Genomic DNA, 24,175 nt, shown 5'->3' on the forward strand with positions numbered 1-24,175 from the left:
CATGTTGCCGCTAAAATCACCAGTCATACTCTACGCCTTTTTCTGCGTCAGCGTTTTGGTATTGATGTGCTTACTTTTGAACAGCATCCTCTGGCTTCATTCACATAAGGCGTAATTTAGTAATTTATAACTTTTCGGTAAGAATTCTACACGTGTTTCATTTGTATCTACCGAAGTTTGTAAATTTTCAGTTTTTAATTTATATATCTCTGATGAGGATTGCAGGTTAGAAGATTTACAAATATACTTGGATAAATTTTTAATTTTTTCAGCTTTTGTTTGCTCCTCTAATCTTTCTGGATCAAATAAATCATCTTTCAAAAACTGCTCAATTTGTTTTATCTCTGTTTTACTAACTTGGAGCGTAAGTCTATGAGATGTATAAATATACTCTGAAACGTCGTGTAAGGCTCTGTATGCTTCTCTGCGAGTTTTACAGAATATGCAAAAATCGTCAACATACCGTGTATGAGCATATCCCTCTCGTAGCAGAAACATATCAACATCATTTAAACAAGCCTCAGCCAATAAAATAGATGGTGTAGGCCCTACTGGAATTCCTCTTGAATGACCACGTGTCAAATTCATCAAGAAGTTTTCAAAATTCGATGCACGCTCAGATGATATTCCAGCTACTTCTAAAGCATTTCTTATACGATGATGGCTTATTTGATTATAAAAATCTGCGATATCTGCCGTAATAACATACTTATAATTATCTGATTCTGCTAGTTCAACAGATTTTGTATCGAAGTCTTTCCAACCATTATCTTGACAAAATAACCGGCCATCAGCATGAAGGTCTACTCTATAAGAACAAGCTATTTTACGTTCTCGAGGTATACGGTAAGCTTCAATCAAATTCGCCGCCTCATATATTAAAGCTGCATATATGAGTGTATCGATCGGATCAAGTTGAATAGCAACACGAAATCCTCCTTGAGGCTTTGGTACAAGGAATCTTTGGAAGGAACGACCTTCGTGCTTTGCTATATCAATTTCCAATATGTCATTTTTTAGTCCTGTCCAGCTATATCGCATTGCTTCATACTCGAATGGAACTGGAAATATATCAGTATCTCCAAACTTTTGGATATGAGCGAAAGCCCAATCTAGAGATTCTAGTTTAAGAGAATCTTTAATTTTAGTCATAATAAAAATGCTTGGTTATATAAATAAAAATTTTTGGTGAATTAGAGTTATTTTATATCATTGTGTTTGATGTAATACTGTTGACTGTTGCTGAATATCAACTCTGCTCGCATCCTTCCCCCAGATACAACGCCTCATTCTAAAGATTTCTGGACAATTGTAATGACAATGAAATATTGATGCTATTTTGGACTGCAACGAGTAGCTTGCTCAATCTCAGACTCTCAACAAAGTTGATGGTGTTGCAGTGGTCGGAATAGTTATCGTTTCTCATAGTAAACAATTGGCTCTGGGTGTGCAGGAACTCGCTGCACAAATGGTTCAGGGCAAAGTTGCGATTGCGGTGGCGGCTGGTATTGACGATGCGGAAAATCCACTTGGTACGGATGCGCTGAAGATTTATGAGGCGATCGCATCTGTATTTAGTGATGATGGTGTATTAGTATTGATGGATCTTGGTAGCGCAGTCATGAATGCAGAAATGGCTGTGGAGTTTTTGCCAGAAGCACACCAAGAAAAAGTATACCTCTGTGAAGCACCATTGGTAGAAGGTGCGATCGCCGCCGCCGTCGCCGCCGCCATAGGTAAAAATATCCAGCAGGTAATAGCAGAGGCGAGAGGAGCATTAAACGCCAAAGCTACGCAATTAGGCGTTACTAATACAACAATTGACAGCAGTATTAATACACAACTGATAACAAGTACTGCTTATCCGAATCGAGAAATTCGGCTGACTGTGAGCAATCGTTTAGGCTTACACGCGCGTCCGGCGGCGCAGTTTGTCGCCACAGCCGCAAAATTTCAATCTCGCATTCATGTTCAAAATTTAACCAGAAATACCGCCGTTGTTCGGGGTGACAGTATTAACCAAGTGACGACTTTGGGAGTACGTCAAGGACATGAAGTATTAATTACTGCGACTGGTATTGATGCAGATGCAGCACTAGCGGCATTACAAATTTTATTTGCAAATAACTTTGGTGAAGATGATAAGGCTGTAGTCTTGCCGCCAGCAGTGCAGGCGGAAGCAACAGCAGCGACTCATGGCGAACTTTCAGGAATTGCGGCTTCTCCGGGAGTTGCGATCGCACCTGTAATTCATTATCAACCTGCTCCGGTGACGGTTACACAATACCACGTCAACGACCCAGAAGCAGAATTACAGCGTTTACAAGCAGCTATTCACACCGCGCAACAAGAAATTCAGACAATTTTTTCCCAAGCAACTTTGCAAATCGGTGACACGGAAGCTGCAATTTTTGATGCTCATTTACTATTTTTAGAAGACCCTGTGTTGTTGGAAACTGTACAGCAACGCATCATGGAACATCACCTCAATGCCGAAGCAGCTTGGCAAGCCGCAGTGGATGAAGTTGCAACTTCCTACCATACTTTAGATGATGCGTATTTAAAAGAACGTGTCGAAGATGTGGTGGATGTCGGACAAAGAGTGCTGCGACTGTTAGCCGGAAGTGCTGCTAGTAGTTTGTACCTTGCCGAACCTGCAATTTTACTAGCCACAGATTTGACACCATCAGACACAGCCGGGTTAGACCCCAGTAAAGTACTCGGTATTTGTACGGTGTCAGGAAGTGCTACATCCCACAGCGCCATTATTGCGCGGACATTAGGGATTCCCGCCGTTTTGGGTGTCAATCCTGAAGTGTTGCGGTTGCAAGATGGTACTTTGATGGCGTTGGATGGTGAAAGCGGTAAAGCGTGGGTAGAACCAGAAGCAGATATTCTCGGTGCGTTGGAGGCTAAACGAGAAGCTTGGCAAACTGCTAAACAAGAAGCACTCGCCAAGGCGCATCAACCAGCGATTACCCGTGATGGCAAACAAATCAATATCCTCGCCAATATTGGTAGTATTGCAGATGTCCAAGCGGCTGTGGCTGGTGGTGCAGAAGGTGTGGGACTGTTGCGGACGGAGTTTTTGTATTTAGGGAGAAACACCGCACCGACAGAAGAAGAACAACTAGCAGTGTATCAGGCGATCGCCCAAGTTTTAGATAACCGTCCGCTAATTATCCGCACCCTCGATGTTGGCGGTGACAAGCCATTACCTTATTTGCGATTCAACTTTTCTGAAGCTAACCCCTTCTTAGGCTGGCGGGGGATTCGTTTTTGTTTAGATCATCCAGACTTATTTAAAACTCAGTTAAGAGCAATTTTACGCGCCAGTGCGGAACACAATATTAAAGTGATGTTCCCAATGATTGCTAGTGTGACAGAAGTACGGGCAGCTAAGGCAATTTTAGGGGAAGTACAGACCGAATTGCGGCAAGCAGGTATTTCTTTTGATGAAAATCTACCAGTTGGTGTCATGATTGAAGTCCCGGCGGCTGTCGCCATCGCGGATCATTTAGCGGCGGAAGTTAACTTTTTCAGTATTGGGACGAATGATTTAAGCCAGTATGTTATGGCAGGCGATCGCACTAACCCCAGAGTAGCGTATTTAGCCGATGCCTTACACCCTGCCGTGTTACGGATGATCCAACAAACTGTTAAAGCAGCCCATGCCGCCGGAATTTGGGTAGGATTATGTGGAGAATTAGCCGCAGATCCAACCGCCGCCGGAATATTATTAGGTTTGGGGTTAGATGAATTGAGCGTCAATCCCCAAGCTATCGGGATCATTAAACAAGCGATCGCAAAATTAACTGTAGCTCAAGCCGAGGCGATCGTTGCTACAGCATTACAATTAGATTCGGCAAATGATGTTAGGGCTTTAGTGCAGTGAAATGCTCACGCAAAGGCGCAAAGGCGCAAAGTTTTTTTCTCTGTGTCTGTCCACTACTTAAAATTTAATGTATAAATCGTCTCTAAAGTCTCAAATATGAATTGGAAGTACTACATCCCTCATATCTGGGAGCAAGAACGTCAAATCTGGGAAGATGTTTACTTACTTCCAGATTATGGTAGTTACAATGGCGAAGCTCTCTGGTTAACTATAGATGCTTTAGGTAATCCAAATAATCTAGAAGATGAATCTGATTTTGATGAGTTTGAAAAGAAGTTGTTGAAAAAACTTGGTGATAATTCTTATCTTATTGATGGAACAGAAATTGTAGTCAGGACAGAGGATTTTTCCAAAGCAGAACTTTTAGAGTGGGTGCAATTATGGTTGCAGCAGCAAGGATTTTCTGTTTCAGGGTTATTTGAAGCATCAGCAGAAGATTTTCAAGGTAAGGCTTTTCATGTAGATTTCTTGGCTCACCTTAAATCGTTAAATTGAGACTAGACTAAAAAAAGCTACGAAAAATTAGTAATGCAGTTTGCTTTCTCGTTTCCTTTAATTTATCGGATTCTTCAACCGAGCTTTCCTGATTGTCTTTGGAGTGGCGATCGCAATTGTAAGGCGATCGCACTTACTTTTGATGATGGCCCCCATCCCCAATACACACCCCAAGTTTTACGAGTTTTAGACCGTTACAATATCACAGCCAGTTTTTTTTGGCTGGGTGCTTGTGTGAATCGTTCACCAGATGTTGCTAAAGCCGTCAGCGACAGAGGCCATTGGATTGGTTTACATGGTTATGATCATCGTTCTTTCCCTTTACTGACTCCCAAGGAACTCAAGGAAAGTTTAGAAACAACCCAAGCCTCGATTTACAACGCTTGTAACTTGAACCCCGCACAAGTGCTTGATGTTCGTCCTCCCAACGGTTTATTTACACCCAAAACTTTAAAATTTTTCCGTCAATGGAATTACCGTCCCGTAATGTGGAGTGTTGTCCCAGAAGACTGGGTAAGACCAGGAATTACCACAGTAGTACAGAGAGTTCTTCAACAAGTACAAAATGGTTCACTGATTGTCTTGCATGACGGCGTTTGTGGCGGACAAGATGTAGCCGCAACAATAGAAATCCTAATTCCGCAATTGCTACAACAAGGCTATCAGTTTGTGACAGTAGACAATTTATGGCAACACAAATAATGCTGAAAAATCACCGATAGATCATCTCTAGCCAAAAATCTTTGACAGATGACCCATCGGTTCATCTAGTAAATTTATAGTAGTTAGGAATGAGATTAGAAAAAACTAATCATCAAACATAGAAAATCACAGACTTTTTAGCCTGTTCCCTGTTGCCTTTTAGATAAAGCATATGTTAGTTGCTCGTGGCTTTATGCTTTGGAGCAACTTCACTTTCAGAATTTAAGTTTGAGGTAGTAGTCTCAGTACCTAAAATCTGATGTATTTCGTTTATTGAACTTGGTTTGGCTACAGGTTCTTCTAATGGTTCGTTCACATATTCTATTAGGTCGTCTACTTGACAATCTAATGCCTTGCAGAACCTAATGATTCTTTCAATGTGGTCTGTCCCAGTTCTGCCGCTTTCCCAGTTTTGAATAGTGCTTTCAGTTACGCCCACAAGACGCGATAGTTCAAGCTGGGTCAGCCCTGCTCTTTCACGAAGCAAAGCAATCCTCGGTTTTGGCTTTTGTTTCACAGCTACAGCACTTTTATCTCGATATATAGTGCTAGATCCTAGCACCAAAAAAAACCTGCGCCTAGAAAATCCCTAAAAAAACTTTATTTTAAACTATCTTTCTTAAAAATCTCGCCCTAACGCCTTTTTTTATAAGCACTATTAAGCATTTGACGACTGCTCATATGCACATTAAAGACATTTTTGTAACTGTCTTTCTAAATTAGCTCGTAACCATAAATCAGCCGCAGACCAAACCCTCTGTTGATTCGGTGCTTCTACAAAATCCTCCGGTTTATGCGTGACAATTGCATCTAAAAGTTGGTCGTCAACACAAACAAATTCGACAGCCGATTCAAAATCTCTTAATGGTGATGAACGTGCTATTTGCAGAATTTGTTGGTCAACAATACAAATGTTGATTTTTTCTCGTAACCAGTCAATTACTATCTCCGCAATTTGACTGTTTTGCAAGCGGCTAGTATAAGCAGCTATTTTTTGCCAGCCAATATCTGTTAAATACAGCTTGATGGATGGATGCACTCCATCGAGTAATTCTCTGACATCTTCTGTCAATTTGTTGCGATTTATCAAAGCATCTAAGATTAAATCGGCATCAACTAAAATCCTGAACACTTGCGACTCCCATGATCGACTGAATAAATACAACTAAAATTTGGTTAATATCCATGAAGTATGCGCCCCTAACAGTGAAGTGTAGTCAGCACTAAGTTGTTCTGTAGATAATCTGCGATCGCTTAAAGTACAAATAAAGGTGCTGCCAATATAAACGAGCATTAGTTGTAGTGATTGAAAGTTAAACTTACATAATCAACTACACGGCAATTAATCATTATTTCAGATTTGATCTTCCACATTTTTTTGCCAAATATTAAGGCAAGTAAATTATTTGTGATCAAACTCTAAACTCAGAAAACACACTCCACTTCAAACAACCATCAAATACACGCAATAAAAGCAGGCTCTAGCATAGCTCTGTCTTATACTGACTATTAGCCAAAATGACGGCAGATGATTACTTGAGTTCCTGGTGTAGAATTTTTAGGAATTTTTTATGGTTTGAGTAACAGGTAATACAACTGTCCATTGCTAACGGTAACACCAGCACGCTCTCCGGCGATTTTACCCGTCCCCAAAAAATAATCTACTCTACCCGCACCTTTAATTGCTCCACCTGTATCTTGATCAAGCACATAACGGCTCACAATCTGATGTTCCATCTCGCCGTTAGCTTGGACGAAGGGAAAAGGGGCGCGAATCAAAGCTAAAGCCCCAGGCGGCATGAGAGAATTATCTGTAGCTATGGAACGTTCTGTGGTGAGTGGGACATTAATTGAACCTTGGGCTGGTGCGCCGTGGTTTTCTTGAAAAAACACAAAACTGGGATCACGGTGGATATAGATATTTAATTCTGGGGGATGCTGTTGAAAATAGTCGAGGATAATGGGCATTGTCATTCCCTGTAATGGCAATTTGCCATCGTTGGCTAGTTCTCGACCAATACTTTTATAGTTGTAACCTGTATTACCTGCATAACCGATTGTTGTATCAGTGCCATCGGTTAATTGCAGTCGCGCTGAACCCTGAATTTGAATCATATATGGTTCTAAGCGATCGCGGAACCAAAATAACTCTAATCCCCGTAATTTGCCTTTTGTCCCTTGTAAACCATCAGCACCTTCCAATTCTAAACGGGTAGGATGGGGCTGCGGCCAAGAATTAATATCGGGAGGTAATCGATAAACGGGATAGCGAAATTCATCTGTGGGAATGCGACTAGCAAGATACAGTGGCTCATAATAAGCGGTAAATAAGACTGTACCTTTTTGGTCTTTGCCAACAGATTGATAATAAACAAACTCTTTTTCGATGGCTTGATGTAATTCTTTGGCAGATTTTGATTTTAAAAGCAGTTGGCGGAATCTGGTTAAACTTTTGATGACGCGATCGCGTGTAATTCCGGTGACGGGATATTTTTGATAAGTTGCGATCGCCCGTGAGGTTTGCAAGTATTGTAAACTGCGGTCAATAGAAGTAATTAAAGCTTTTTTGTCTGCTAATTCGTCGAAACAAGATATGTCATCTTGACAACACCCCACAGGCGATCGCTCAATCAAAACTGGTTGCTTGTTTTGTAAAGAATCTGGTACATTCCATTTTTTAATTCGACATAATGGCAAACTCAGTTCTCGAAATCCTAATGGTTGCATCCCCACCAAAAAACTCAAAATAATGATTGGCGGGGTGATGAAAGTGGCTAGTTTGTATAGCAATCCTAAATGATTGACAAACATCTCTCCCTTGTCTCCCTTCTCCCCATTCCCTCTTAAACTACTCATTCATATTGCGATAAGTCGCCACAGCAGAAGGCGAAATTCGGTTGAGATAACGGAATATCCAGTATTTAAAAATCGTGTCCAAAATCACTGGAAATGTAGCAATAAACAAAAAGATAAAATCGCGGTTAGCAGGTAAACCCCAATGGCGCGATACGCCTTCTAAAATCACTTCCCAACCGTGGGGAGAGTGGAATCCCACAAACACATCCGTAAACAGAATGATAATAAACGCCTTGGCACTATCACTCAAACCATAGACAAGATTATCGAAAAAATCTTTCAGCACGGCAATAGATTGTTTACTCACCAGCAGCAACCAAACAAAAGCAATTACCGAGAAAATATCAGCAAACACATTTTTAATTGCATTTGCACTTTCATCCCGAAATTCTTCCGCGATTTCTGCGGCTTTTTCCTTGAGTTTCTCTTCTATAGCTTCTGGATTCAGAGGCGGTGCAATGCCAATTAAATTTTCAAATCTAATTCTTTCTTCAAATCTTTGCAGTTCTGATAGAGCTTCTTCTTCCATTTCAAAATTTAAGAAGACATTTGCTGTTTCTGCTGATCTAAAATGGGTGATTAATGGCCCGACAATCAAAGCTTTTGATAGTTGATGTGCTAAAAGAGGTACAATAATTAGTAATAATATAAATCTAATTGATATGATAGTTCTTTTTTGAGCTTGCCGAAAGTTTTTAACAACATCCTGCTCAGAATTTGGGTCTAACTCGACTTGTAAACGACTAATAGTTCCTAAAATTGAGCGAGGTAATACACCTGTTGTATCAGCTTTCCGCCGCGATTTTTGTTTGGGTTCTAGATTGTTATTTGGTAATTGTGTAGCTAATGAAGCGGGGGATCTGGGCGTAGCAACCTCATCAATTTTGACTCTTTGTGGTTGATTAATTATTGCAGAAGTAGTTTCAATATCAGGTACGGTATATTTTGATATGACTTCATCAATAAATCTTAATTTTTCTAAGATTATGTCCGCATTGGGATATTCTATACCTGTTTTTCGTGCTGCTTTTTGATTAGATTCGTTGGAAAACCAACGGCTAGCGCGAAATTCTGTTAGGCGCATCCGAGCAATTTTTAATTGTTTTTTGAGGTCTAACTCAAAATAATCCATCATACTGCTGCTGTAGATACCTGAGTCAGCATCTATCTTCTGAGCGTTGAAATGCTCATCTTCGATGGATTTAATTTGTAAGGCTGCTTTATAAGCTTCATCAAGAGAACGCTGTGGTGTTAATAAGTACCAACGGTAAGCAGCTAGTAAGTAAGAGTAAATTTTTTGGGTGAAAGCGAAATTATTCATTGTAGGCAATTATCCAGCCTTTTCTAGTGATTATTAACCCTAAGTTAACGTACAAGATATACTAACGAAATCTAGAAGGAGAAAGTTTGTGGCTTCACATTCTGTTTGGATTGTCGGCAATAGCCGCAGCGGTAAGACAAATCGTTTAGTAGAGCATTTTTGTCGTTGGCTACAAATAGAAAATCACAACTTGGGATTATTTTATACTAAAAAAGCTGGAAAAAAATCTGACAATTCCATTTCAAAACCTTTTGTTTTAAAGCAAACAGAACCAGGAGTTTTGGTATTAGCAGCAAATGATGACAATCGTCGGGAATTATCAGACAAAATTGTTACAAAAACTTTAGGAAAATATCCCATTCGTGCTAAAACTCCCTTGGGTTTTTTTCAAGATGAAGTTATTTTATTTTGGCCTTTACTAATTGAGTTGCTGCATCTCAAGGCACAATTTCCGGTAAGATTGCGCCCAGAAACTGAACAGGAATTAGCTACAAAACTCTGGCGTGAGCAAATCGATGCAGAGATTCTGCGGCGTGCAGGAGTGAACGAATACCGTTTAGTAAGACGGATTTTGGACTTATTGCAATTAGCTGCTTACAGTGGTACAGCTTGTGAAGGAATTGCTGAGGTTTTACAAAGCGGTTTAGAAGAAAACGGCATAAATCTAGAGCCGGAATTTCTGGCATCTTTGCTGCTAGATTGGCGTAACTGGTGTTTAGAGCGAGGCTTGCTCACTTATGGGATTATAACTGAACTCTACACACAGCACTTGTTAAGCGATCGCCATTATCAAGAACGTCTCAGCCAAAGGTATCAAGCAATACTAGCTGATGATGTTGATGATTATCCCGCCGTAACCAGACAGTTGTTTGAAACACTTTTACAACAGGGTGCTGTTGGGGCATTTACTTACAACCCTGATGGCGCTGTACGCTTAGGATTAGGTGCTGATCCCAATTATTTGGAAGGGTTAGCGAGGCATTGCCGCTTAGAAACTTTATTTACACCAGTTGCACCATCCTTAGCCGATAACCTAGCTAGACCGATGGTAGAATTTATTACTCAACCAATGGTGATGTTAGAGTTACCTGCAACAGTCCAATCGATTCAAACTACCTCCCGCGCTGAACTATTGCGAACCACAGCCGAGGTCATTGGCAAAGCAATTAAGTCAGGAAGAATACAACCAGAAGAAATTGCCATCATCGCACCTGGTTTGGATGCGATCGCACGTTACACCATCACCGAAATTCTCACCAAGCAAAACATCCCCGTCGAATCACTCAACGACCAACGCCCCCTAATTAGTTCACCAACGATTCGGGCATTATTAACCATGCTGGCACTCGTTTATCCCGGCTTGGGACGCTTGGTAGATAGAGATGCGGTGGCTGAGATGTTGGTGGTGTTGAGTAGGAGGCAGGGGGCAGAGGGCAGGGGTCAGGGAGAGAGGGGAGAGAGGGGGGAGGGGGGAGACAAGGGAGAAATATTAACTCAGCACTCAGCACTCAGCGAGAAGTTGCGTGCGGGGGTTCCCCCCGTTGAGCAAACTTCGGTGACTCCGCACTCCATACTCAGCACTCACATCGACCCGGTACGTGCTGGGTTAATTGCTGATTATTGTTTTGTACCTCATCCCGACAGACCTAATTTATTACCCGTCAACTCTTTTGAACGCTGGGATAGAATTGGCTATGCTGCAACCACAGCTTACACTCAGATATTACAGTGGATTGAAAAACAGCGATCGCAACAAGAACAGCGTTTAATTCCTAGCCCGATTTCGCTTTTATATCTCGCAATTCAAGACTTTTTGTGCAAAGACAGCAACCCACCCTACGACCAAATGGCAGCCCTGCGCGAATTGCTGGAAACTGCCCAACATTATTGGGAAATTGATACTAGGTTGAGGCAGGAGGTAGGGGGGCTAGGAGGACAAGGGAGCAATCTTTCTACCTTTTCTACCCCCACTCAGCACTCAGCACTCAGCACTCAGCACTCAGCACTCCATACTCAGCACTCAGCAAGCACTACCCTGGCTGAATTTATTCAACTGCTGCGACGTGGTACGATTACTGCCAATCCTTATCCGTTGCGTCCTATTGGCTTGTCGAGAAAAGCCGTTACCTTAGCAACTATTTTCCAATATCGTTCGAGTCGGCGATCGCATCGTTGGCATTTTTGGCTAGATGCTGGTTCACCATTGTGGGCAAAAGGTGGTGCAGCTACATTATTTGGTGCGCCTTTATTCTTGCGAGACAGGTTAGGCGAACCTTGGACAGCCGAAGATGAAAAAACTACCGAACAAGAAAGACTAAGGCGAATTTTGACAGACTTACTCTCGCGTGTATCTGAAAAAGTTTATTTGTGTCACAGTGATTTAGCCGTCAACGGCCAAGAACAACTAGGGCCACTCCTACCCCTGGTACATACCTGTGTATCCGTCATTTCCAAAGTAGCTTGAAGCTTAACCAAAATTTTCCCAAAGGGGAAATCTGGGCATCAACAAGAATCTAAAATCCAAAATTGGTAAATCCGTAGCGATCGCCAGAATCGTTAGAATATTAACTACACTGAGAATGTATATCAAACCTTAGAGTTAGACACTATGGTACTGTTTGGATTTGGTAAAAAAAAGCTGAATATTCCTACTGCTGAAGAAGCTTTGCCAGGAAGATCAAAGGAAATGCCTGTACCTGCTCATCACTATGTAAATAACAATCCCCTCAAACCACCTTTCCCCGCAGGTATGGAAACGGCATTATTTGGTTTAGGCTGTTTTTGGGGTGCAGAACGTAAATTCTGGCAACTACCGGGCGTTTATAGCACTGCTGTTGGTTATGCAGCCGGAATTACACCCAACCCCACTTATGAAGAAGTATGTACAGGTATGACTGGTCACAATGAAGTCGTCTTCGTTGTATTTGACCCCCAAGTTATTAGTTACGCTCAACTACTCAAAGTTTTTTGGGAAAGCCACAACCCCACCCAAGGAATGCGCCAAGGTAACGACGTTGGCACACAATACCGTTCCGGGATTTACGTTTATTCTGAAAGCCAAAAGCAGCAAGCCGAAGCATCACGAAACGCTTACCAACAAGAACTAATCAAAGCGCGTTATGGCGAAATCACCACAGAAATTCTCGATGCGCCAGAATTTTACTACGCTGAAGCTTATCATCAGCAATACCTAGCCAAAAATCCCAACGGCTATTGTGGTTTGGGCGGGACAAACGTTGCTTGTCCGGTAGGTGTATTTGAAGCAGAAGTGAAGTAATACCAATTTTATCTTGAGATACAAGGTTGGGTTATATGATGCTTAACCCAACCTTGCGATTTTCTAGTTCTCTACTTAAAATTTTTCCTGGTGTTGGTACTCTTGTTGGTGTTATGATAATAAATCACCTCTAAAACAGACAATAGATTAATTATAAGCGTAGATTAATGTAATTTTTAAAAAGGTACAGAATTTTTGTAGTCTCTCTCTAGTGTAGGTACTGGCAGTCATCACTTGTCTATGTCTAAAGTTGAGTGTAATCAATTGCTAACTTTAGTTGATTTATGTCTTTATCTGTAGCGAACTTATCAAGATTTCTCCTAAAATCCAACCAGTAAGTTTGTACAATACCTGTGTTTTCTACAGATTTCTTAAATAGAGATATGAATGTAGATGCTATTGGTGGACGATAAGGGCAACCATATATTTGATTATTTGTACAAAAAGCATCTAAAATACGTTTCCAGTGTTCAGATTTTAGTATATCCACAATTTCGACTAATAAATGAGTGTTAGACATAGCACTTGCCCAAGTGCCAGAGTATACAAATTTATCTACTACCCCATCAACATTATTTTTAATTAAATTTTTGAAATGTTGTTCAATTATTGGATGCCTATAGTCATCTTTTATCTTAATTAATTCATCGAAATCATCAAAAGTCATTTCTTGAATTTTCTCTAACAAATAATTCTCAATTAACTCTATTAGTTGTTTATCTAGTTTTCTTAGTTCTGATTTAAAATCAGAAATACCCGATATTAGACTTTGCAATGAAGTCGCACTAATTTTATCCTTTATAGAACATTTAATAAGTTGGTGTAAATATTCATTATTATATTCTGAAAGCAGTTCAAGCAAGTTGTCAAAGGATGCTTTTTTTATTTCATCTTCTATACGAAATTTGACTACATCATATAGAGAAGTATCTAAGTCAGAAACCATCATAGCTAAATTGTCTAATGTAGCTTGATGAATTGTATCTTTTAAAATGGGATTAATTATCTTTTCATTTAGCAGAGTATCTTTATAACGCTTTTTAATTTCTAGCAGTTCATCTATAGATAATTGCAACTTATTAATTACTGAATCTCTTAGAAAATCTACATAAGCTGCCTTTACTAATATATCTATATTTTTAAATAATAAATTCTTCTTAATTGCAAATCTACCATTTTTTACATTGTCATGTATATCGAGTTTATCTATAAAATTTTTTGCTTTAATCTGACATGGTTCACTTATTATGTCCCAAGCTGTAGTATTGCCAAGATAAATAATTACTTTGTCCCAATTCTCATTAACAATTTTATCGAGAATAATATCAGATAATGTATTATTCAGTTTTTCTACAGTTTCTTTAGTGTACATAATTGACACAGCATTAAGTGCTGAAAAATGTCTTTGTTGTTCATCTTCTGATAGTTCATCTATTAAAAGTTTTTTAGTTAAGCCTATGACAATTGATTCAACTACACTAACCCTAGCACGACCTAGAGGACTCTTTTGAAGAACAATTACAGCACTTTCTGTATCTAGAGGAAAATTTTCATCTTCTATATTCTTCCAAATTCTAGTAAGAGCAGCACGACCTTGAACGGGCGGACGCTGTAGAATGTGTATTACTGCACTTCTTAAATGATAACGTGCCATTTCTGCTGTAGCTTCAAATGGCTCTTCTAACGATGTCATAGAAGGATGAGCGCATCTACTTCTATCTTCAAATAGTCTTTCAATATCTTTTTTTTCTACAGATGAGATTAGCTCGAATTTTGTGAGTGCAACTTCAGGAATATTTGATTCAAATTGCCATAACTCTTTTACATTTTCTGTAATCCTTAAATTATCAAATTTTTCTAATATAGTTGATGCCTCACCATTACCTAATAGTGATAGTTCTCTTAATTTATGTAGAAAATCAAATACTACTGCATTCCATGTTGCAACTATGCAAGAACGAAATGCCCCCGCTCGATAACAGGCAACAGCCTCTTGAATGAGCTTCTTAGCTTGTTTATCTCTACAACGAACTATTAATTCATCAAGGTCAATAAACGTTTCATACATAGACTTGTAGAGTTATATGCACAGTATAAAAATTATGCCACATACGGCAGTTATATATGTATAAGCTTTAACATATCTATTTTTAGATAGACTAATACAGAACCTGTATAAACCTGTATATTTAAGAAAGCTGAAAGTCTTACCCTACTTAAAACTTTTCCATACAACATGGGTAAACGTTAACAGACTGCAAATGTAATTAATAAGATAGACTCATATTTAATATTGCAGAGATTGAGTTTTTCTTATCAAATTTCATACATCATTCTAAACAGCTTCTAAAGCGGCTTTGGATGTGATGAATGATAAATCACATCTGAGGCAGAAGACAGAAGCCTTATAGGCGAAAATAACTAGAACTCTTATCTCATAACAGCCTTAGATATATTGAATGAGCATTACATAGATATATCTTATGAAAAAAGCCTGTTATATAAAAAATACTGTTATGGAACTTCTATGCAACTTAACATCTCTAAGAAGATACTGATAGAGTACAGCCAACTTACGCAACTGGTTGAAACTATTGATTTTTCTATATTCTTGGAAAGCCCGTGACGAGGATTGAACTCGTGACCTCACCCTTACCAAGGGTGTGCTCTACCACTGAGCCACACGGGCATAAATTATCTTTGGAGTTATGAGCTATAATGCTGTTAACTCTACTGAATACTCAGTCATTATAACTCATAATTTCACTTTGAGAAGGTGGGCCGGGCTGGATTTGAACCAGCGTAGGCGTAAACCAACGGATTTACAGTCCGTCTCCATTAACCACTCGGACACCGACCCGCATGTCCCACGATTTATTATCTTAGCAGTAGATTTTCATAACTGCAAGGGGCGTGAGAAAAGTTTTTAATCAGTTGCTAGAGATGGGTGTAGGGTGAGGATAATCATACCCACCCTAGGTTACTTACTATCTTTGATTGCAACTTGAGATTAACTCAAGAGTTCGCCGGTTTCTTGGAGAGAGTGTAAGCGTTGATAAATACCTTCATGACGCAGCAATTCTTCGTGGCTACCAACTTCGGCGATTTTGCCTTGTTCTAACACTACAATCTTGTCGGCTTCGCGGACTGTACTTAAACGGTGAGCAATCACAATTGTGGTACAAGTCCCTTGAATCGATCGCATAGCCAATTGAATGGAACGTTCTGACTCATAATCTAAGCTAGAGGTAGCTTCATCAAAAATCAGCACATCTGGTTTAACTAACAACGCTCTCGCAATTCCGAGGCGCTGTCTTTGTCCGCCAGATAGCCTGACTCCACGTTCCCCAACAACTGTGTAATAGCCTTGGGGTAAGGTCTGTAGCACTTCATCAACTCTGGCAATCTTACAGGCTTCTTGCACCTCTTCCAAGGTGGCGTTTGGTCTACCATAGGTGAGGTTGTCCAAAATTGTGCCGTTAAAAACGTCTACTTCTTGGTGAACGATCGCTAATCTACGTCTATACTTACCCACATCCAAGGTACGAATATCTTGCCCATCAATCAGAATTTGACCATCTTGAGGTTCAAAATACCGCAATAGTAGTTTCACCAAAGTTGATTTACCGGAACCAGAACGTCCCACTAAGGCGACTGTTTGGTAAGGTTCAATCAATAAGTTGATGTCTTGTAATACTTTACGATTGGCATCATATCCAAAACTCACTTGTGAAAACTCTAATTTACCTGTAAATGTATAGGGTGATTCTGTCTCGGTTTCTGTGTTTAATAAACTAGCTGCATCTGAACCTGTTGGTTCTTGCAAAAATTCGTGAAACCGCAACATAGAAGAATAGCGCCGTGCAAAAACTTCTGCTAAGGTACCAATTGGTTCTAATTCAGCATAAGCCATGCTAGAAAGAGTCAAGGTCATAACAAAATGACCGAGAGAAATTCGACCATTAACGGTGGCTGCTAAAGTTAAACCCAAAATCATAAACACGCAAAATTGAATCACACTTCTCTGCCAAGTAGCCAGTTTCACGTAACCTTTGTGGATACGATAATCGATTACTGTGAGTTCACGTTGCAAACGTAGATTTTGGCGTTTAAGTTCTTGGCTTTCTGTAGCAAATGCTTTAACAGTTTTGATATTAGTGATGATTTCTGATGTACGACTTTCTGTATCTTCTGCGTATCTATCTAAACGGCTTTCATGCCAAATCAGTCGCTGCAAATCTTTCAAACCAAAACCAAGGATAACTACAAAAGAAATCAGATATAACAGCGCAATTCGCCACTCAATTAACAAGATAAACACAAAAATTCCCAACACACGTAATAGTTTGGGAATCAACTGTCCGGCAATTTCTGGATAAGTCCAAGTGTGGTTGGAAATACCTCTCGCTACTCTGCCTGCAATGCGTCCAGGATTATTTACATCATAAAATTCCAAAGGGAGAGTGAGAATTTTTTCTATGGCTGTTTGACTTTTAGCACGACGCAACCTTAAGGCGATATCCCAATGAAACCAATGAGTTAACCAAGGTTGGGTAGGCGCTCGCACTACAGTTACTATAAAAATGAGACCGAGTAAAACTACCAAAGATAGTGTTTTATCAACTGGGTAATTGGTAACTTCAGAAATAGATGCGATCGCACTTTGTAAAGGTTTATCTAACGGTTGGTTAGACAAAACGTTTAAAATCTGCCCAATCGCATACGGGACAACCAAATCAATAATTTCGTAAATGCTCGATGCAGTAATACTGAAAAGGCTCAGTTTCCAGTGGGGACGATAATAGTTGAGAATATCTCGAAATGTTGCCATGATCTATTCTGTCCAAGAGTGCGATCGTGAGCTTGGAACAATATACTACAAGTGTATTACAAAATAGTCAAGAGCTAATTTAGCAAATCATTCTTCTGGAGGATGAGGCATTTCGACCGGAAAAAATTCTAAGCGATAACGATAAAGCGCCACAGGTCGAGAACCAGCCTGAAAATAATCTGGATCTTGGGGAGAAAGATAAACAGCAGTAACTTGATCTGCTTCAATTGTGGGATTATTTGTGGCTAATTTCTGGTAAGCAGTTGTAGACTCTACCGAGTTAAAATAAGGGCGAGAACCACCTTTAAATAGTTGTTGAAATACTTCCGCAGTGATGTATTTATGCTCAGAAATGCTTTCTGTAGCGCGTGCTGTGATAATAGAGACTAATTGCCGTTCTCCGCGTAACAATGTAATTTGGCGATTAGGCGAATCTGGGTCAACCTTAACAGATAATACTGCCTTTTTACCCAAATAAGCTTTAGCCAAATTTAAGCTATTAAAGGCTCTATCTGCTACTAAAATTGGTTGTAAATTATTGATTTGTGGGATAAATTTTACACCAGTTTTGATTGATGGTTTTATTTTAATAAATCTGACAATAAAACTTACAGGTTGATTCAGTTGTTTACGGTTACTTTCAAACCCAGGTGTAACAATATCTGGTGCTAAGGGTGCTGCTAAATCTACTAATGTACTTGTCACTTTCCAAGTACCAGCCATCCATTCTGGATAAGCTAAATCATCAGAAGCTGGCTGTACAGAAGTTAATTTTTCCCACTGATGAAAGTTTTCTAAATGTTCAGATAATTCACCTGCTATTGCATTTCCACTCCAGCCTAGCAGAAATAAAATAACCAAGAAAAAACTACAAATTGCCTGCATTGTAATTTGTATTTAATTAAATATAGAATTCATATTTGATTGATGAAAAAATTCAGTACATTCAGAATAGTCTTTTTTCCTACTCCCCACTCCCCATTCTCTACTCCCTGTCTACACAACTAGATTCAGAAATCAAACCGGATTCCTATATTATGTAGTCTGTAAATTTATTACACCAATATCAGTGTTGGGTTTCGCTATCGCTTCACCCAACCTACAGCCAATAACAAGCGAATTATAATTCTACTGGTAAAGGCTGCCAAACTTCGCCATATTTTTCTTTTAAATTGTGCCAAGCTTCTACTTGTCCGGGTTCATATTCTCCTGGTTTGCCCCATTGCAGAAATAAGCTTAACGCAGGTTCTTGTTTCTCATCTAAAAATCGGATGGCGTAAGTTGTAAAGTTGCCTCTTTTTGCTTCACCTGTTTCAAACTTCACCTGGGTAATTTTGTCCATATTTAAGTGAAATTCAAAGCCTTCTGTGTGCATATTGGCATATTTACCTTTGGGTAATTCGGCATAAAATAATTTTTCAATTTTGCCGCGTGCTTCTAATACAGCCGCACTGCTGGTAACAATTAAACGTAAAGTTCCTAAAATTTCACAAGCTTCTAAAAATTCTTTTAAATTTGCACTCATAATTAATTGTCCTTTGTCATTAGTCATTGGTTATTTGTTGACTATTTTTCGTATTTTTCATAAGCAGCAACAATTCGCTGCACTAAAGGATGACGCACTACATCTTTTTGGGTAAATTCGCAAAAACCAATGCCTTCGACGTGTTTTAAAATGTCTAAAGCAACTGATAAGCCTGATTGTTGATTATGGGGCAAATCTGTTTGTGTTGTATCGCCTGTAATCACCATCCGCGAACGAAAACCCAACCGCGTCAAAACCATTTTGATTTGTGCGGGTGTAGTATTTTGAGCTTCATCCACTATTATGAAAGCATTATTTAGGGTACGTCCGCGCATATATGCGAGTGGTGCAACTTCAATAATGCCGCGTTCTATTAAATTAGGTACTTTTTCGGCATCAATGAATTCGTAAATAGCATCGTAAAGTGGGCGCAGATAAGGATTAATTTTTTGTTGTAAATCTCCTGGTAAAAAGCCCAATCTTTCACCAGCTTCGACGGCTGGACGAGTTAAAATTAGCTTTTCTACTTGGTTGGCGAGGAGTGCTTGCACAGCGACCACAACGGCGAGATAAGTTTTACCTGTACCAGCAGGCCCGGTGCAGAAGGTAATGTCTCGTTTGCGGATAGTTTCAATGTACTGTCGTTGACGAAATGTTTTAGCGCGGACTTCTTCACCACGGCGAGTTCTAGCGAGGACATCTCGACGTAATTCTTGGAGTTCGTCTTCACGATCGCTATCTAAAGCTTGACGAGCTGTTAAAATATCGGCATTAGAAATAGTATTGCCTTTAATCCACAGGTCTTCGAGCGATCGCACCAACCTGGATGCTAAATTAATTTGGGCATCTGTACCAGTAATCTGGAGTTCCTGTCCCCGTAGCACTAACACCGCGCCTGTTTGCCGAGACAGGATTTTGAGATTTTCTTCACCATCACCTGCAAGAGCGATCGCACTCGGAATATTAGGCAGCTGAATCTTTAAAGCATCTGCCATAGTTATTTCTTAAATGTGTGAGGAGTTATTTTTAACAACGGTCTATTACTTCTTTAGATTTTTAATTACAGTTTTTAATTATGTTTATTTTTACATTATTTTCTAGTTTTGCGCTTTTGCATCGCCATACTAGTTATGTTTAAGATTTTGTCTAGTAAAGTAGAGACGCGATCGCATCTCTACTTTAGCGAGGTTAAAGTTAATTAAACTTGCTCACCTCAAATTCCACCATTGACTGCGGTTAATCGCTTAGTAGCGAACGCCTTTACGTGCTGCTTCTGCTTTACGCTTCCGGCGCAGACTGGGTTTTTCGTATCTTTCCCGACGTTTAACCTCAGATAATATCCCGGCTCTTTGAATTTTCTTTTTAAAACGTCTTAGTGCCGAGTCAATTGTTTCATTTTCACCTAGACGGACTTCAGCCACTCCCTAATTTCACCCCCTGACAGAGATATTTAGAAGTTGCATTCAAAAATAGCATTTAGAAATTAGGTCAATGAGAGGAGGCACAAGGCAGAAGAATTAAGTTTCAGACTTCATCCTTCACACTTCATACTTTTCTCCCTCATCTTCCTTTCTTTATAGTTTAAACCTAGCGGAAACGAGGTTTAGCAACAGGTCTACTAGGCCCGTTGTTGCCACGTCTTTCCCTAGTTTTTGGCAGTGGCGGTCGCTCTTCGCGGTCTTCATCAAAAGACATACCATCTCGCCCCATAGCACTGCTGCCATAGATGTCCAGATATACAGATTGTCCAGCCAGTTCTGCCGCAGCAGCAACTACTGTCCGAATTGCCTGAATATTGCGTCCGCCTCGGCCAAATACTTTGCCTTTATCTGCACTGTCAAAGGCAATGCGAATCCAAGCTTTTTTCAGGGTGTGAGAAATTTCACAATCAACGCTTAAGGTATTTGGAGATTCTAAAAACGGCTGCATCAAAAATCGCACTAGTCCAACATAATTGGGATTAGCTGCGAAAGATGGCGTATTGAGGTTATGATGCGGGTTTTGCACTGACCTGTTCAAGAACATTAGCTTTTACGAGGATGCGACGTACGGTGTCAGTGGGCTGTGCGCCTTGTTGTAGTCGCTTGACGATGCCGGGAACATCTAGTCTAACTTCATCGGTTCTGGGGTTGTAAAAGCCCAGTTCTTCTAAAGGACGACCATCGCGGCGAGAGAGGCTATTCATGGCGACAATACGGTAGCTCGCTTCCCGCTTTTTTCCGTATCGCTTCAAGCGCAGTTTGATCATGTTGAAGAATTGTTCTCCTGTTTGTATGGATTTTTGCAGCTGATAAATTGAGGAAGTAACTTGGCGAAAGTGCCTTGGTTGATTACTTCCCATGCTGAAATGCTTATTTTAACACTTGATTAGTGTTTGCGGCTATATGAGTTAGGGAGTGGGGAGTTGGGAATCACAGAAGAGGCAGAGGGGAAAGGGGCAGGGAGCAGGGGGAGCAAGCCCTTCCCTGGAGCGTGGAGTGAAGCATGGGTACGAAGCCCCGCACTGGAAGGGCGCTCTTACTGGGGCGGAGTTCAAGCTCCGTCTTCGTCTTCCCCCTTGCTCCCTGCACCCTGCTCCTATGCCTCTTGTAACAGACTTTTCCCCTTGTCTTCCTTGTCTCTCTTGTCCCCTCTTCTACAAGTTCCCAAAGCCTTTTTTCTTCTTATCCTTGGGTTTTTTCTTTTTGCTGCCGCCACCACCGCCGTTATAACCGCGCCATCCGGGGGCGGCGGGACGACCACCTGCGTAGGCGTTGCCCATACCACCGCCGCCGAACATTCCCGGCATACCAGGGAAGTTACCTTTACCCATTTGTTGCATGAGCGATCGCATTTTTTGGAAGTCTGATACCAGCTTACTTACATCAGCTTCTTTGTAACCAGAACCTTTAGCCACCCGTCGTCTGCGGCTGGGAGAACTTGCCAATAAATCTGGGTCTTGGCGTTCTTGCTTGGTCATGGAATTAATCATCGCTTCGCAGCGTTTTAGCTGAGTTTCGCCCTGTTTGAGTTGATCATCAGACAGCTTACCCATACCAGGAATCATCTTGAGAATGCCTCCCAGTGACCCCATATTTTTCAACAAACGCAGCTGTTTGAGAAAGTCGGTAAAGTCAAACTTTGCTGACAGAATTTTCTCTTGCATTTGCTCGGCATCAGCCAAGTCAATTTCTTCTTGGGCTTTTTCTACCAAAGTCAGCACATCGCCCATCCCTAAAATCCGCGATGCCATCCGGTCAGGGTAAAAAGGTTGTAGGGCTTCGACTTTTTCCCCAACACCGACAAATTTGATGGGTGCGCCGGAAATTTGGCGGACTGACAAAGCTGCACCACCACGGCTATCACCATCTAACTTGGTGAGAATTGCCCCAGTAATGCCGATTTGCTCATGGAAGGTGCGGGTGAGGTTGGCGGCTTCTTGACCAGTCATCGAGTCCACCACCAACAAAGTTTCGTGGGGTTGGACTGTTTCTTTAATCCGGGCTAACTCCGCCATCATGTCTTCGTCGATTTGCAGACGACCCGCAGTATCAATGATGACTGTATCGACACCTTCAGCTTTGGCGCGTTCTACACCTTGGCGAGCGATTTCTACTGGGTTAGCATCACTGCCCAACTCAAATACTGGTACGTTAATTTGCTTACCCAAAGTGATCAACTGATCAATTGCGGCGGGGCGATATACATCTGTGGCGACTAACAAACAGCTGCGCTCTAATTTCCTTAGATGTAAAGCTAATTTGGCTGTGGCTGTGGTTTTACCAGTACCTTGTAAACCAGCCATCAACACAATTGTCGGCTTTTGTTCAGCTTCCACCAGGGGAACATTTTCTTCCCCCATCACCTGCACCAATTCATCATAGACAATTTTGATGAACTGCTGGTCTGGGCGCACGCCAGAAATTACCTCGGCTCCCTGCGCCTTGGCTTCAACTTCGCTAATAAAATCTTTGACTACCTGGAGGTTGACATCTGCTTCTAATAAAGCGCGGCGGACTTCTCGCAAAGCCTCTTGAATATTGGATTGCGAGATTTTATCTTGACCCCGAAGTTTTTTCCAGGCGGATTCTAAACGGTCTGCTAGTGCATCAAACATATCTAAGTTACAAGTATTTAGCCAATGAGGAAGCCGGAATTGTCGCCAAAGGCGATGCAGAATTTCCGGTAGAGTTTTAACGTGCTATCTACCAGCTTAGTAGTTTTCACTCCGAGTTGAGCAACTGGATACCTACTGGGTTTGGGGTGGTAAACCGTATTTTGTGTATAAATTATGATTTTAGAGGTTTGGCAAAGCTGAGTTAAGCAACACTAATTTGGTCACAGTGACATGATTGTAAAGCTTGTTTCACATCTGCTAACAAGACATTCATATCAACTGGCTTGCGGATAATACCTGCTACTTTGGCTTGGCACTTCTTTTTGATGGTGTCTTCTTCGTAGCCACTCAGCAACAAAATCGGTAAACACTTACAAATGTGATTTTGTTGGATGCGGTAGGCAACTTCGTAACCATCCATTCCTGACATTGTGACATCTAGTAAAAGCAAATCAAATTTTTGAAATGCTATTTTTTGCAATGCTTCTTCTCCACACAAGACTGTAGTAACTTGATAACCATTTGTTTCTAAAATTGTTTCTAGTAAAAAACAAGTGACATGACAATCATCACAGACAAGAATATGGGAATTTTTATTGTTGATTTTTTGGCTCATAATCAAATTATATTAATAAATAAATAATAAATATTGATTTTTGAACTAAAAAAGCTCAATCCAAATTATCCAAATTTGACAGATATTAATGATGAAATACCAATTTCGGGTTTTGTATCTGGTAAAAAATATGGAGAATTGATATTCTAAGTATCAAGTTAGTTGCTGTAACTAATATTTATAGTATATAGATGCAGGCTGCACGTAGAAAGTTTAAAATTATTCACTTAATTGTAAGCACCATAATTATAAAAATCTGTATTTAGAGAGTGACAGTACATTATGGCTCAAGGCTTAACTTCTCAAAAAGAGATAAGATAATACCACAATATTCTCAAATAGATTTATTTTTTACATTCTAAAATCATAGAATGAGCAGAGTGGATTTCTAGAATATATAGCAACTCTGAACACACCAAGAAAAATGGTGTGTTAGGGAGCATCCACTTTTGGAAGAAACACCGGGCGATTGGAAATCGCAGCTACACAAACCAAGTCCGCCTACGCGGACTATCTCAAAACCCGTGCAGGCGGGTTTAGTTTGTATAGCCCCAGACTTCA

At 40.4% G+C, this 24,175-nt stretch carries 21 protein-coding genes, 2 tRNA genes and 1 pseudogene; 6 read left to right on the forward strand and 18 right to left on the reverse strand.

Annotated features, from left to right (window positions below; translation table 11 throughout):
- Positions 1-108, forward strand: a pseudogene (locus H6G74_RS31915) (IS982 family transposase); the annotation flags it as partial.
- Here the strand turns inward: H6G74_RS31915 and H6G74_RS18880 are convergent.
- Positions 97-1,152 carry an RNA-directed DNA polymerase gene (locus tag H6G74_RS18880; protein ID WP_190969137.1) on the reverse strand — a complete coding sequence of 352 codons (1,056 nt, stop codon included), beginning with the start codon at positions 1,150-1,152 and terminating at the stop codon, positions 97-99. The pseudogene H6G74_RS31915 and the gene H6G74_RS18880 overlap by 12 nt on opposite strands.
- Before the next feature lie 247 nt (positions 1,153-1,399).
- On the opposite strand from H6G74_RS18880, the gene ptsP reads away from it, so the two are divergent.
- The 3 genes from ptsP (at position 1,400) to H6G74_RS18895 (ending at position 5,092) form a co-directional block, all read left to right on the forward strand.
- Positions 1,400-3,895 carry a phosphoenolpyruvate--protein phosphotransferase gene (gene ptsP, locus H6G74_RS18885; protein WP_190969138.1) on the forward strand — a complete coding sequence of 832 codons (2,496 nt, stop codon included), beginning with the start codon at positions 1,400-1,402 and terminating at the stop codon, positions 3,893-3,895.
- Positions 3,896-3,991: 96 nt separating this feature from the next.
- The gene (locus H6G74_RS18890) at positions 3,992-4,390 is read left to right on the forward strand and encodes a hypothetical protein (protein WP_190969139.1); all 399 of its coding nucleotides are present in this window, start codon (positions 3,992-3,994) and stop codon (positions 4,388-4,390) included.
- A gap of 33 nt (positions 4,391-4,423) precedes the next feature.
- Complete coding sequence (locus H6G74_RS18895) at positions 4,424-5,092, forward strand: polysaccharide deacetylase family protein (protein WP_190969140.1); 669 nt, start codon at positions 4,424-4,426, stop codon at positions 5,090-5,092.
- A gap of 175 nt (positions 5,093-5,267) precedes the next feature.
- Here the strand turns inward: H6G74_RS18895 and H6G74_RS18900 are convergent, their stop codons facing one another.
- The 5 genes from H6G74_RS18900 to H6G74_RS18915 form a co-directional block, all read right to left on the reverse strand.
- Positions 5,268-5,609 (reverse strand): helix-turn-helix transcriptional regulator, encoded by a 342-nt coding sequence (locus tag H6G74_RS18900; protein WP_190969141.1) that lies wholly within the window; start codon positions 5,607-5,609, stop codon positions 5,268-5,270.
- A 171-nt stretch (positions 5,610-5,780) separates the two neighbouring features.
- Complete coding sequence (locus H6G74_RS18905; protein WP_190969142.1) at positions 5,781-6,224, reverse strand: hypothetical protein; 444 nt, start codon at positions 6,222-6,224, stop codon at positions 5,781-5,783.
- A 33-nt stretch (positions 6,225-6,257) separates the two neighbouring features.
- Positions 6,258-6,386 (reverse strand): hypothetical protein, encoded by a 129-nt coding sequence (locus H6G74_RS31575; RefSeq protein WP_277927166.1) that lies wholly within the window; start codon positions 6,384-6,386, stop codon positions 6,258-6,260.
- Positions 6,387-6,661: 275 nt separating this feature from the next.
- Entirely contained in the window at positions 6,662-7,903 is a 1,242-nt protein-coding gene (gene mltA, locus H6G74_RS18910) for a murein transglycosylase A (protein ID WP_190969143.1), read from the reverse strand.
- A gap of 37 nt (positions 7,904-7,940) precedes the next feature.
- On the reverse strand, positions 7,941-9,269 hold the full coding sequence (locus H6G74_RS18915) for a proton extrusion protein PcxA (RefSeq protein WP_390849971.1): 1,329 nt from the start codon (positions 9,267-9,269) through the stop codon (positions 7,941-7,943).
- Between the two features lie 88 nt (positions 9,270-9,357).
- Between H6G74_RS18915 and H6G74_RS18920 the strand changes: the two genes are divergently transcribed.
- Together H6G74_RS18920 and msrA are read left to right on the forward strand one after the other, a co-directional pair.
- Positions 9,358-11,733, forward strand: coding sequence for a recombinase family protein (locus H6G74_RS18920; RefSeq protein ID WP_190969145.1), 2,376 nt, complete (start codon positions 9,358-9,360; stop codon positions 11,731-11,733).
- Positions 11,734-11,877: 144 nt separating this feature from the next.
- On the forward strand, positions 11,878-12,546 hold the full coding sequence (gene msrA / locus H6G74_RS18925) for a peptide-methionine (S)-S-oxide reductase MsrA (RefSeq protein ID WP_190969146.1): 669 nt from the start codon (positions 11,878-11,880) through the stop codon (positions 12,544-12,546).
- A 244-nt stretch (positions 12,547-12,790) separates the two neighbouring features.
- Here msrA and H6G74_RS18930 read toward each other — a convergent pair whose 3' ends face one another.
- The 12 genes from H6G74_RS18930 to H6G74_RS18985 form a co-directional block, all read right to left on the reverse strand.
- The gene (locus H6G74_RS18930; RefSeq protein ID WP_190969147.1) at positions 12,791-14,614 is read right to left on the reverse strand and encodes a hypothetical protein; all 1,824 of its coding nucleotides are present in this window, start codon (positions 14,612-14,614) and stop codon (positions 12,791-12,793) included.
- A gap of 549 nt (positions 14,615-15,163) precedes the next feature.
- Positions 15,164-15,235 (reverse strand) — tRNA-Thr (locus H6G74_RS18935).
- An 88-nt stretch (positions 15,236-15,323) separates the two neighbouring features.
- Positions 15,324-15,406: transfer RNA gene (locus H6G74_RS18940), tRNA-Tyr, on the reverse strand.
- Positions 15,407-15,556: 150 nt separating this feature from the next.
- On the reverse strand, positions 15,557-17,377 hold the full coding sequence (locus H6G74_RS18945) for an ABC transporter ATP-binding protein (RefSeq protein WP_190969148.1): 1,821 nt from the start codon (positions 17,375-17,377) through the stop codon (positions 15,557-15,559).
- 87 nt (positions 17,378-17,464) lie between these two features.
- A complete protein-coding gene (locus tag H6G74_RS18950; protein ID WP_190969149.1) occupies positions 17,465-18,262 on the reverse strand; it encodes a DUF6816 family protein in 798 nt (265 codons plus the stop codon).
- A gap of 235 nt (positions 18,263-18,497) precedes the next feature.
- Complete coding sequence (locus H6G74_RS18955) at positions 18,498-18,902, reverse strand: ChuX/HutX family heme-like substrate-binding protein (protein ID WP_190969203.1); 405 nt, start codon at positions 18,900-18,902, stop codon at positions 18,498-18,500.
- A 41-nt stretch (positions 18,903-18,943) separates the two neighbouring features.
- A complete protein-coding gene (locus H6G74_RS18960; RefSeq protein WP_190969150.1) occupies positions 18,944-19,897 on the reverse strand; it encodes a PhoH family protein in 954 nt (317 codons plus the stop codon).
- Between the two features lie 249 nt (positions 19,898-20,146).
- Positions 20,147-20,323, reverse strand: coding sequence for a 30S ribosomal protein S21 (gene rpsU / locus H6G74_RS18965; protein ID WP_062292053.1), 177 nt, complete (start codon positions 20,321-20,323; stop codon positions 20,147-20,149).
- A gap of 166 nt (positions 20,324-20,489) precedes the next feature.
- Entirely contained in the window at positions 20,490-20,927 is a 438-nt protein-coding gene (locus tag H6G74_RS18970) for a KH domain-containing protein (protein WP_190589428.1), read from the reverse strand.
- Positions 20,890-21,150, reverse strand: coding sequence for a 30S ribosomal protein S16 (gene rpsP, locus H6G74_RS18975; protein ID WP_062292058.1), 261 nt, complete (start codon positions 21,148-21,150; stop codon positions 20,890-20,892). Before rpsP ends, H6G74_RS18970 begins: the two co-directional genes overlap by 38 nt.
- 387 nt (positions 21,151-21,537) lie before the next feature.
- Positions 21,538-22,998, reverse strand: a complete 1,461-nt coding sequence (gene ffh, locus H6G74_RS18980) for a signal recognition particle protein (RefSeq protein ID WP_190969151.1) — start codon at positions 22,996-22,998, stop codon at positions 21,538-21,540.
- Between the two features lie 202 nt (positions 22,999-23,200).
- Positions 23,201-23,614: a response regulator gene (locus tag H6G74_RS18985; protein WP_190969152.1), complete on the reverse strand. Its 414-nt coding sequence runs from the start codon at positions 23,612-23,614 to the stop codon at positions 23,201-23,203.
- Between the last annotated feature and the right edge of the window lie 561 nt (positions 23,615-24,175).

Source organism: Nostoc spongiaeforme FACHB-130, assembly GCF_014698475.1.
GTDB classification, from domain to species: Bacteria; Cyanobacteriota; Cyanobacteriia; order Cyanobacteriales; family Nostocaceae; genus Nostoc_B; species Nostoc_B spongiaeforme.